The sequence below is a fragment of the Pseudomonas sp. 43(2021) genome (assembly GCF_017490805.1).
Lineage (GTDB): Bacteria > Pseudomonadota > Gammaproteobacteria > Pseudomonadales > Pseudomonadaceae > Aquipseudomonas.
Genome location: NZ_JAFGYJ010000012.1, coordinates 146,306 through 156,796 on the forward strand (window position 1 = coordinate 146,306; position 10,491 = coordinate 156,796).

Genomic DNA, 10,491 nt, shown 5'->3' on the forward strand with positions numbered 1-10,491 from the left:
ACCGCGTTGGATTCTTCGCGGCTAAAGCCGCTCCCACAGGGTGCCAGAATTGCTTGCGAGTTCAGTTCTGTTACACCATCGCCAACCGCTGCTTGCGTGTCGGTGCCGGGAACGCCCGGTCGATCGCCCGCAGGTCTTCGCTGGTCAGGGTCAACGTACCCGCAGCCGCATTCAGCCGCACATGCTCGGGCGCCACGGCCTTGGGGATGGCTATCACCCCGTCATCCCGGGTCACCCAGGCCAGGCTGACCTGGGCCGCTGTGGCCCCATGGCGCTCGGCGATTTCCGCCAGCACCGGGTGCTGCAACAGGCGCCCGGCCTGGGCCAGCGGGCAGTAGGCCATGATTGGCAGGGCGCGCTTTTCGCACCACGGCAACAGGTCGAACTCGATGCCACGCTGGGTCGGGTTGTACAGCACCTGGTTGGTGGCGCAATCGGGGTTGTGCAGCTCGCGCAGGTCGTCGACGTCGAAATTGGAAACACCCCAGCGCTTGATCTTGCCTTGCTCGCGCAAGCGCTCGAAGGCGTCGACGGTTTCCTCCAGCGGGTGCTGACCACGCCAGTGCAGCAGGTACAGGTCGATGCAGTCGGTGCCCAGGCGCGTCAGGCTGCGCTCGCAGGCGGCCGCCATGCCGCGCAGGCTGGCATTGTGCGGGTACACCTTGCTGACCAGGAACACCTGGTCGCGGCGCCCGGCAATGGCCTGGCCAACGACTTCTTCTGCGCCACCTTCGGCATACATCTCGGCGGTATCGATCAAGCTCAGGCCAAGTTCGATGCCCTGTTGCAGGGCCGCCACCTCGGCAGCCTTGCGGGCCGGGTCTTCACCCATGTACCAGGTGCCCTGGCCGATGGCCGGAACGCTCGAACCTGCCAGTTTCACGTAACGCATGTCACCTCCGGGATCCGGGTATTGGAAAGCAGTACCTCGAGCAGCGCTTGCGCCGCCGTGGAAAGCTTGTGTTCGCTGAGGGCAATCACGCCGATGCGGCGCTCGACCGTGGGCTCGACCAGGGTTACGCAGCGGGCACCAAGCTCCTGCATCTGGTTGATGCACAGCGCCGGTACGGCACTGACCCCCAGGCCACTGGCGACCATGCGGCCGATGGTCGACAGCTGGTGGCTCTCGAAAGCCACCGCCAGCTTGCCGTGGTGGGCGGCCACGTTCTGCTCCATCAGCAGGCGCACCGCCGAAGGGCGTTGCAGGGCCACGAAGTCTTCGGCCAGCAATTGTGCCCAGCTGACCTGGGGCAGCTGCGCCAAGGGCGAATCGGCGGGCACCACGGCGACAAACCGGTCCATGTACAACGGGTGGAAATCCAGGCCATCGATGTTGTCCGGTTCGAAGCCGATGCCCAGTTCGACGCGGCGATGGCGCACCAGTTCCAGCACCTGTTCGTTGATCACATCGTGCACGGTGACGTTGACCTTCGGGTAGCGCTGGCGAAATACCTTGAGCGAGTGGGGCAGCAGGTTGCCGGCAAAGGCCGGCATGGCCGCCACCGAAACCCGGCCCAGTTGCAGGGTGAAACGCTGGCGCAGCATCTCTTCGGTGTCGTCCCAGTCGGCCAGCAGGCGCCGCGCCAGCGGCAGCAGCACCTCGCCCTCGGCAGTCAGGCTGACGCTGCGCGTGGTGCGGCTGAGCAGGGCGCCGCCAAGGTTCTCTTCCAGGGCCTTGATGGTCAGGCTCAGGGCGGGTTGCGAAACATGCAGGTGTTCACCGGCCTGGGCAAAGCTCTGGTACTTGGCCACGGTGACAAAGGCGCGCAGTTGCTTGACGTTCATGACAGGCCTGTTGGTTGTTTTGCAAAGTTTATCAATCGATGATGAAAACAAAATTAACAAATCAGTCGCTTGCGGTGAAGATGTCCCCACACGCTCACCGACAGCCTCGTCGGTTCAACAACTACAAAAGGCGGATCAGCATGGCCGGACTGGACAAGCGCGTTGCAACCTATGAACAGGCCCTCGAAGGCCTGACCGACAACATGACGGTACTGGCTGGTGGTTTCGGCCTGTGCGGCATCCCGGAAAACCTTATCAGCGAAATCAGGCGCCGTGGCGTCAAGGGCCTGACCGTGGTCTCCAACAACTGCGGTGTCGACGGTTTTGGCCTGGGCGTGCTGCTGGAAGACCGGCAGATCCGCAAGATGGTCGCCTCCTATGTGGGTGAGAACGCCGAGTTCGAACGCCAGCTGCTGAGCGGTGAGCTGGAAGTGGAACTGACCCCGCAGGGCACCCTGGCCGAAAAAATGCGCGCTGGTGGCGCCGGTATCCCGGCCTTCTACACCGCCACCGGCTACGGCACCCCGGTTGCCGATGGCAAGGAAGTGCGCGAGTTCAACGGCCGCAAGTACATCCTCGAAGAATCCATCACCGGCGACTTCGCCATCGTCAAGGGCTGGAAGGCCGACCACTACGGCAACGTGGTGTACCGCAACACTGCGCAAAACTTCAACCCGCTGGCGGCCACCGCCGGCAAGATCACCGTGGTCGAAGTGGAAGAGATCGTCGAACCCGGCGTGCTGTTGCCCAGCGAGATCCACACCCCGGGCATCTACGTGGACCGCGTCATCGTCGGCACCTTCGAAAAGCGTATCGAAAAGCGCACCGTCAAGGCCTGAGCGCCATCCACCAGAACAACAAAGAGATCCTGACCATGGCACTGACCCGCGAACAGATGGCGCAACGCGTCGCCCGTGAACTGAAGGACGGCTACTACGTCAACCTGGGCATCGGCATTCCGACCCTGGTGGCCAACTACGTACCCGCCGACATGGATGTGATGCTGCAATCGGAAAACGGCCTGCTCGGCATGGGCGAATTCCCCACCGAAGGCACCATCGATGCCGACATGATCAACGCCGGCAAGCAGACCGTCACCGCCCGCCGCGGTGCCTCGATCTTCGATTCGGCACAGTCGTTCGCCATGATCCGTGGCGGCCACGTCGACCTGACCGTGCTCGGCGCTTTCGAAGTGGATGTGCAGGGCAACATCGCCTCGTGGATGATCCCGGGCAAGCTGGTGAAGGGGATGGGCGGCGCCATGGACCTGGTGGCCGGCGCCGAGAACATCATCGTCACCATGACCCATGCCTCCAAGGACGGCGAGTCCAAGCTGCTGCCGCAGTGCAGCCTGCCGCTGACCGGCGCCGGCTGCATCCGCAAGGTGCTGACCGACCTGGCCTACCTGGAAATCGAAGACGGCGCCTTCATCCTGCGCGAGACCGCGCCCACAGGGTTTTTGCGTTGTCTGGCAGTACTGCTTCACCTCATAAAACCAATAAAAGGAATTGAACCGTGGCCGCTGAAATTCAAGACAGCCGCTCCGCCCGCTTTGCCTTGCGCTGCTCCAACTGGGCCGAACGCTGGTTCCCTGACTCCTGGGTATTCGCAGCCCTGGCGGTGATGCTGGTGGGCATCGGCGCCCTGGCCATGGGCGCCAAGCCGACCGACACCGCCAAGGCCTTTGGCGATGGCTTCTGGAGCCTGATCCCGTTCACCATGCAGATGGCCTTCGTAGTCATCGGCGGCTATGTGGTGGCCAGCTCGCCGCCCGCCGCGCGGCTGATCGACCGCCTGGCACGCATCCCTGGCAATGGCCGTTCGGCGGTGTGCTGGGTGGCGCTGATCTCGATGCTGGCGTCGCTGCTCAACTGGGGCCTGTCGCTGGTGTTCGGTGGCCTGCTGGTGCGCGCCCTGGCCCGGCGCACCGAACTGAAGATGGACTACCGCGCCGCCGGTGCCGCCGCCTATCTGGGCCTGGGCGCCGTGTGGGCACTGGGCCTGTCTTCGTCGGCGGCGCAACTGCAGGCCAACCCGGCCAGCCTGCCACCGTCGATCCTGTCGATTACCGGCGTGATCCCGTTCACCGAAACCATCTTCCTCTGGCAGTCCGGTGTGATGTTGGCGGCGTTGGTGGTGGTCTCGCTGGTCATCGCCTACGCCACGGCCCCGGGCCCGAACAGCGCGCGTAGCGCCCAGGACTGCGGGGTCGACCCCAGCTTCACCGCGCCACCGGCACCCCAGCGCACCCGCCCGGGCGAGTGGCTGGAACACAGCCCGATCCTGATCCTGATGCTGGTGGCCCTGGCCGCTGGCTGGCTGTACCAGGAGTTCGCCACCAAGCCGGCGATTACCGCCATTTCCGGGCTGAACACCTACAACCTGTTGTTCATCATGCTCGGCGCCTTGCTGCACTGGCGCCCGCGCAGCTTCCTCGATGCGGTGGCGCGCGCGGTTCCGACTACCACGGGGGTGCTTATCCAGTTCCCGCTGTATGGTTCGATCGCTGCCATCCTCACCCAGGTGAAGGGCGTCGACGAGCAGACCCTGGCCCACCACATTTCGCTGTTCTTCACCCAGATCGCCACCCATGACACCTATGCCGTGCTGATGGGCGTGTATTCGGCGGTGCTGGGCTTCTTCATCCCTTCGGGTGGTGGCAAGTGGATCATCGAGGCGCCCTACGTGATGCTGGTGGCCAACGACCTGCAGTATCACCTGGGCTGGGCGGTGCAGATCTACAACGCCGCCGAAGCCTTGCCGAACCTGATCAACCCGTTCTACATGCTGCCGCTGCTGGGTGTACTGGGGCTCAAGGCTCGCGACCTGATCGGCTTCTCGTTCGTGCAGTTGCTGGTGCACGTGCCTCTGGTGCTGGTGTTGCTGTGGGCATTGGGTACGACGTTGCAGTACATCCCACCGGTGATGCCGTAAAGTCGGGGGCCGCTGCGCGGCCCATCGCCGGCAAGCCAGCATTTCCTTGGCAGTCCACGTATGATGGCCAGGCTGCTTAAGACTGGAACCCGCGTCGCATGTCTATCCGATTGAAACTGCTGCGAAAGAAACTGGGGATGACCCTTGAACTGCTGGCCGACAAGACCGGCATGACCAAAAGCTACCTGTCCAAGGTCGAACGCGGCCTGAACACCCCCTCGATCGCCACCGCGCTGAAGCTGGCGCGGGCACTGAATGTCAATGTCGAAGAGCTGTTCGCCGAAGAGCAGGCCGGCCAGAGCCGCTACAGCCTGGTGCGCCATGGCGAGCGCCAGGCCCTGGTGGGTGACGGAGCAGGGCCAGGGTACGCCGCCCTCACCAGCCAGGTCGGCCAGCGCAGCCTGCTGCCGTTCCTGATCCAGCCGCCGTCGGAGTTCAGCGACCCCACGTTCAAGGAACACCTGGGCGAAGAGTTCCTGTTCGTCCATGCCGGGCAGGTGGAAGTGGACTTCATGAACGAGCGGGTGCTGCTGGAGCAAGGCGATGCTCTGCATTTCAATGCCCAGATTCCACACCGGCTAAGATCGGTAGGACCGCTGCCGGCGCAGTTGTTGGTCGTGGTACACCACGCAGACGAGTAAATGATGGGGGCGCCCGTGTGCCCCCACGTTTTTTCTCGCCGATGAAACGCTGGCGCCACTGTCGGCAGAGCTTTCATGCCAATCTGTCCGTCGTTATTTTGACGATGTCGTCCATTGCTGATTGAATTTTATTATAGTGTCGAATCATTGACGCAATGTCATTGTGCCCATAAGCTCAATTCAACAGCGAAACAACTCCCGAACACCGCGCCAACAAATGGTTGATTTTCCTCTTTAAAGGAGGGGCGTATGCGCACGGCCCTGATTATCAAGTCGATGTCTTTGCTGGTGCTGTTAAGTGGTGCGGCGCGCGCGGCGGATGCGTATATCAATCAGAACAGTATCATTCCTGTTTCAACTGCAGGGTGGTTCTTTGCATTTGCTGTCGTTGGCTTCGTGGCAGTCGCCAACAGTGGAAGGATCTGAGTCCGCCAGCCTGAGTGTTACCCTGATGCAGCGGCCCGGGGCTTGGCTTGTCAATTTCCCAACCGTTGCTATATTGCCAGTAGCCCGTGTAGGTCCACGGTTGCAGGCAGCACAGCCAGGCTGCACAGCGTCAAGGTAAGGCCTCCAGGAAAATCGAGGCCATCGCGGCGGGCATATGCCGCGAAGCGGAGCGAGAGTTGGTGTGCTGTTCTCATTCAGTGCTCTTTGTCGGGCCTTTTGGCCGGAGGGACCCTCATGGTGCGTTCAATGTTTGCTGCATTCTGCATGCTGATGGTGTGGTCCGGTGCCGGTAACGCCGACCCGAACAGTACCGCCTACCTGCTCAGCCCCGGCGATGTGGTGATGGTTTCGGTGTGGCAGGAAGAGAGCCTGCGCCAGGAAGCCACCGTACTTCCCGACGGCAGTATCACTTTTCCCCTGGCCGGGCGCATCGATGTTGCCGGGCTGGATGTAACGGCAGTTGAGAAACAAGTGGCTGCCAAACTCGAAAAATTCCTCCCTGACCCGAACGTCAGCGTTGTTGTCAAAAGCATCGCCGGCAACCTGGTCTATGTACAAGGCAAAGTGATCAAGCCCGGGGCGGTACAAATGGCGGGCCCTACCGCAGTGCTGCAGGCCCTGAGCATGTCGGGTGGCCTGGACAAGTTTGCCGATGAAAGCGAAATCAAAGTGGTCCGCGGTACCGGCGCTTCCCAAAAAATCCTGCCCGTGCGATACAGAGACCTGGTGTCTGGCCGGGATATGTCCACCAACATCCAACTTCAGGCTGGCGATACGCTGGTCGTTCCTTGATCTTGCCTTTAATAAGAACACTTAATGCCTCTTCTTAGAACAACTAGCATTACAGCGGCAATCTTGATGTTGCCGTTTACGGACACGGTCCTGGCAGCAAATTGGCAATCTACGGTGGTGGTACCGACATCCGTCGAATACGACAGCAACCCCTTGCTGCTGTCGTCGGGTGAAAAGGGCATAACGCGCACGATCATCGCGCCGGATTACACCCTGATCGGTACCTTCGACCGTGACGAATTGAGGTTGGGGCTGGGCATGCATGTATTGCGCTCGTCCGACACGGCGGTGGTCGATAATCGTGAGGACCCCGATGTAAGCCTGGGCTGGCAGCGTCAGACCGAGCGCGGGCGTTTTGGCCTGCTGGCGCGCTACAACGAAAGTTCGACGCTGTCGGGAACGGTGCTGGATACTGGCGTGGTCACCACCGATGGCACGCAAAAGCTGTATACGCTGACCGGCAACTGGAGCCAGGCGGTTACCGAACGCAGCACCTTGAGCAACGAAACCACGTACAACCGTGCCCGTTATGATATCAGTACGCTGACGGGTTACGACGAACTGGGCAACGTGTTCACCTGGACCTACGCCTGGAGCGAGCGGGCTGATGTGTATAGCCGCTTTGGCGCCCGGCGCTATGAGCCCGAGCAGGACCAGACGGCGACGGCCTCGAACAGCTACAGCCCGGCGATCGGGGTCAAGTATCAGTTCTCCGAACGCCTAAGCGCCGATGCGCATGTGGGCGTCACCGAGGTTTCCGGCGACGAGGGTGGACAACGCGGGGAGGGTGGGGTTGCGCTGCTGTACACCGGTGCGCGCGCCGACGCCAGCTTCACCGCCGAACGCAGCACGGTGGCCAGCGCCGAAGGCGGCTTCGCCGAACTGGACCAGGTGCGCGGTGTGTGGAGTTACGCCGTCAGCGAGCTGACCCGGGTGGGCGCGGACGCTGCCTGGCAGGACAGCAAAGGGCAGACCCCCAACACCCTGCAGACTTACAGCGTGTGGGCCAGCCGCCAGTTTTCGCCATATTGGGACCTGCGCCTGTCGTTGATGTACAAGGAGCGGCAGCAGGATCACGAAGCCGATGCGAACGCTACGATCGTGGGTTTGACGTTGACGTACAGGTACCCCGACATCTGAACTTCAGGCAGGTGGCCCCATGAAGTCTGACTACGAGCTCTCCCTCAGAGATTACATCGCCATAATCAAGGACCGAGGCCTGATATTGGGGGTGAGCATCGTAGTCATCCTGGCCGCGACCGTTGCTGTCGCAGTGATGGTGCCGCCGATCTACCAGTCGACCGGCACCATCCTGGTGGAGTCGCAGCAGATTTCGCCCGAGCTGGTGTCGACCAACAACACCAGCTTTGCCGATGAGCGTATCGAGGTCATTCGCCAGCGGGTGATGACCCGCGAGAACCTGCTGCGCATCATCGGCAAGTACAACCTGTTCCCCGACAAGCGCTTCAGCGAAAGCGACAAGATCGACCACATGCGCAGTGCCGTCGTGGTCGAGACCCTCACCACCTATGTGCGCGGGCGCGGTGAAGCGACCGTGGCGTTCAATGTGTCCTTCGAGCACAAGCAGCCGGAAGTGGCCAAGGAAGTCGCCGACGAACTGGTGACGCTGTTCCTCAACGAGAACCTCAAGCAGCGTACCGAGCGGGCCAATGAAACCACCGAGTTCCTCACCCAGGAGGCGAACAAGCTGGGGGCCGAGCTGGCCAGCCTGGAAAACCAGTTGGCGGATTTCAAGCAGGCGCACGCCAATGCCTTGCCCGAGCACCAGACCCTGCGCATGAACATGCTGTCGCGGTCGGAGCTGGAGTTCCGCGAGGTCGACCGTGATTACAAGGCCGCCCAGGAAGAACTGCGTTACCTGGAACTGGAACTGTCCGCGGCCAATGCCGGGCTGGCCACCAAGACCGGCGAAGGCCCCAGGGCGGCCAGTGCCGAACAGCCCCAGGACCTGCCCAGCCTGAAGGCCGAGTATGCCCAGTTGCTGAGCCGCTACAAGGAAGCCCACCCCGATGTGGTGGCGGTCAAGCGCAGGATCCAGGCGCTCGAAGCCAGTGGCAATCGCACGGCGGCGGCGTCCACGGTCGGCCTCGATGTCGCCCGCGTGCGTGCCAAGATGAGCGCGGCACAGGAACGCATTGCTTCACTGGCCGAGCAGAAGCGCGAGCTGACCCGCAAGATGGAAGGCTATGAGGCCGAGATCCTCGAGGCGCCGCAGGTCGAGCGTGGCCTGGTGACCTTGATGCGTGACCACGACAACGCGCGCAAGAAGTACGAGGAAATCCGCGCCAAGGAAATGGGCGCGAAGATTACCGAAAGCCTGGAGCAGGAGAACAAGGCCGAGCGCTTTGTACTGCTGGAACCACCGCTGATGCCCGAGAAACCGATCAAACCCAACCGCAAGAAAATCGCCGCGCTGGGTCTGGTGCTGGCACCGGCAGGTGGCGGTGCGCTGGTGATGTTGCTGGAAATGTTCAACCAGCGTATTCGCGGCGTCGGAGCCCTGGAAAACCTGCTGGGCAGGCGGGTGCTGGTGGCGCTGCCATACATCGATACCAAGGCCGATGTGGCCAGGCGCAGGCGTTGGCGCAACTGGCTGATCCTGGCAGCGCTGGCGCTGGCGGCTATCATGGTAGTGCTGGTGCACGTGTTCTACATGCCACTGGATGTGCTGTTGTTCAAAGTCATGTCTCGGTTTGCATAGGGAAGCAGTGATGGACAGGACCAAGCCGGCTGTTGGCAATAATCTTCACCCGGTTACTCCGGGTACCCCTCAGGCCTTGTCACCTGCCCCTGGTACGGCGCTGACGGAAGTGCCTGGCCAGTTCGATTATGTGAACACCAAGGTGGTGCCGCTGCGCGCGGAGCACCTGGAACGTCACCGCATCGTCGCCTACAACAAGAACTCGCACATGAACGGGCCGATCGACCTGCTGCGCACGCAAGTGCTCAGGACCATGGAGGAGAATGGATGGCGAACTTTGGCCATCACCTCGCCAACCCCGGAAGCGGGCAAGACGGTGCTGGCGGTCAACCTGGCCATGAGCATCGCCCACCACACCACCAAGACCGCGTTGCTGGTGGACTTTGACCTGCGTCGGCCCAAGGTCGGCAGCACCCTGGGCCTGCCCATGGATCAGGCGCTGAACGAGTTCCTGACGGACAAGGCCGAGCTGCAGGACTGCCTGGTCAACCCGACCTTGCCTCGGTTTGTGGTGTTGCCGACGCGCGTACCGGTGCCGTTGTCTACCGAAATGCTGTCGTCGCCCAAAGTGAGCAACCTGATCAGCGAACTGCGCAACCGCTACGAGTCGCGCATCTGCATTTTCGATTTGCCGCCGCTGCTCAGCTCTGACGATGCGATCACCGTGATACCCAAGTTCGACTGTGTGCTGCTGGTGGTGGCCAACGGTATGAACAACAGGAAGGAAATCGAGGATTGCCTGCATCACCTGGCCAGGGTGAACCTGGTCGGGACGGTATTGAACAAGGCCGACGAGCAGCCACGGACCTATTACTGAAGCTTCAGATCCCGGGGCTGCTTTGCAGCCCTTTCGAGACACAAAGGTACAGCGCACTCCTTCAGCTGGCGGGGATCCTGTGGGAGCGGGCATGCCCGCGAAGCAGGCGACGCGGTGGATGGCACCGGCTGCGCCGGTGTTCGCGGGTGAACCCGCTCCTACAGGTATGGCGCACTCCTTCGGCTGGCGGGGTCTCTGTGGGAGCGGGTTCACCCGCGAAGCAGGAGACGCGGTGGATGGCACCGGCTGCGCCGGTGTTCGCGGGTGAACCCGCTCCCACAGGTATGGCGCATTCCTTCGGCTGGCGGGGATCCTGTGGGAGCGGGCATGCCCGCGAAGCAGGCAACGCGGTG

The 10,491-nt window shown here is 62.2% G+C and carries 10 protein-coding genes and 1 pseudogene; 9 read left to right on the top strand and 2 right to left on the bottom strand.

Annotated elements, in window-relative coordinates; all coding sequences use genetic code 11:
• Positions 1-70: 70 nt before the first annotated feature.
• Positions 71-892 carry an aldo/keto reductase gene (locus J5M71_RS12965; protein WP_207832699.1) on the bottom strand — a complete coding sequence of 274 codons (822 nt, stop codon included), beginning with the start codon at positions 890-892 and terminating at the stop codon, positions 71-73.
• Positions 880-1,785 (bottom strand): LysR family transcriptional regulator, encoded by a 906-nt coding sequence (locus J5M71_RS12970; protein ID WP_063914154.1) that lies wholly within the window; start codon positions 1,783-1,785, stop codon positions 880-882. The genes J5M71_RS12965 and J5M71_RS12970 overlap by 13 nt, the downstream gene beginning before the upstream one ends.
• 140 nt (positions 1,786-1,925) lie before the next feature.
• On the opposite strand from J5M71_RS12970, the gene J5M71_RS12975 reads away from it, so the two are divergent.
• The 9 genes and pseudogenes from J5M71_RS12975 to J5M71_RS13015 all read left to right on the top strand — a co-directional run bounded on the left by J5M71_RS12975 (position 1,926) and on the right by J5M71_RS13015 (position 10,138).
• Positions 1,926-2,624, top strand: coding sequence for a CoA transferase subunit A (locus J5M71_RS12975; RefSeq protein WP_085624876.1), 699 nt, complete (start codon positions 1,926-1,928; stop codon positions 2,622-2,624).
• A gap of 35 nt (positions 2,625-2,659) precedes the next feature.
• Positions 2,660-3,235 (top strand): annotated as a pseudogene (locus J5M71_RS12980) (3-oxoacid CoA-transferase subunit B); the annotation flags it as partial.
• Between the two features lie 65 nt (positions 3,236-3,300).
• On the top strand, positions 3,301-4,719 hold the full coding sequence (locus J5M71_RS12985) for a TIGR00366 family protein (protein WP_207832701.1): 1,419 nt from the start codon (positions 3,301-3,303) through the stop codon (positions 4,717-4,719).
• Between the two features lie 98 nt (positions 4,720-4,817).
• The gene (locus J5M71_RS12990) at positions 4,818-5,360 is read left to right on the top strand and encodes an XRE family transcriptional regulator (RefSeq protein ID WP_207832703.1); all 543 of its coding nucleotides are present in this window, start codon (positions 4,818-4,820) and stop codon (positions 5,358-5,360) included.
• Between the two features lie 249 nt (positions 5,361-5,609).
• Complete coding sequence (locus J5M71_RS12995) at positions 5,610-5,786, top strand: hypothetical protein (protein ID WP_170931089.1); 177 nt, start codon at positions 5,610-5,612, stop codon at positions 5,784-5,786.
• 255 nt (positions 5,787-6,041) lie between these two features.
• Complete coding sequence (locus J5M71_RS13000) at positions 6,042-6,599, top strand: polysaccharide biosynthesis/export family protein (RefSeq protein ID WP_207832705.1); 558 nt, start codon at positions 6,042-6,044, stop codon at positions 6,597-6,599.
• A 24-nt stretch (positions 6,600-6,623) separates the two neighbouring features.
• On the top strand, positions 6,624-7,739 hold the full coding sequence (locus tag J5M71_RS13005; RefSeq protein WP_207832706.1) for a hypothetical protein: 1,116 nt from the start codon (positions 6,624-6,626) through the stop codon (positions 7,737-7,739).
• A 19-nt stretch (positions 7,740-7,758) separates the two neighbouring features.
• Entirely contained in the window at positions 7,759-9,321 is a 1,563-nt protein-coding gene (locus tag J5M71_RS13010) for a Wzz/FepE/Etk N-terminal domain-containing protein (RefSeq protein WP_207832708.1), read from the top strand.
• A gap of 10 nt (positions 9,322-9,331) precedes the next feature.
• Positions 9,332-10,138 carry a CpsD/CapB family tyrosine-protein kinase gene (locus J5M71_RS13015; protein ID WP_207832710.1) on the top strand — a complete coding sequence of 269 codons (807 nt, stop codon included), beginning with the start codon at positions 9,332-9,334 and terminating at the stop codon, positions 10,136-10,138.
• Positions 10,139-10,491: the final 353 nt, after the last annotated feature.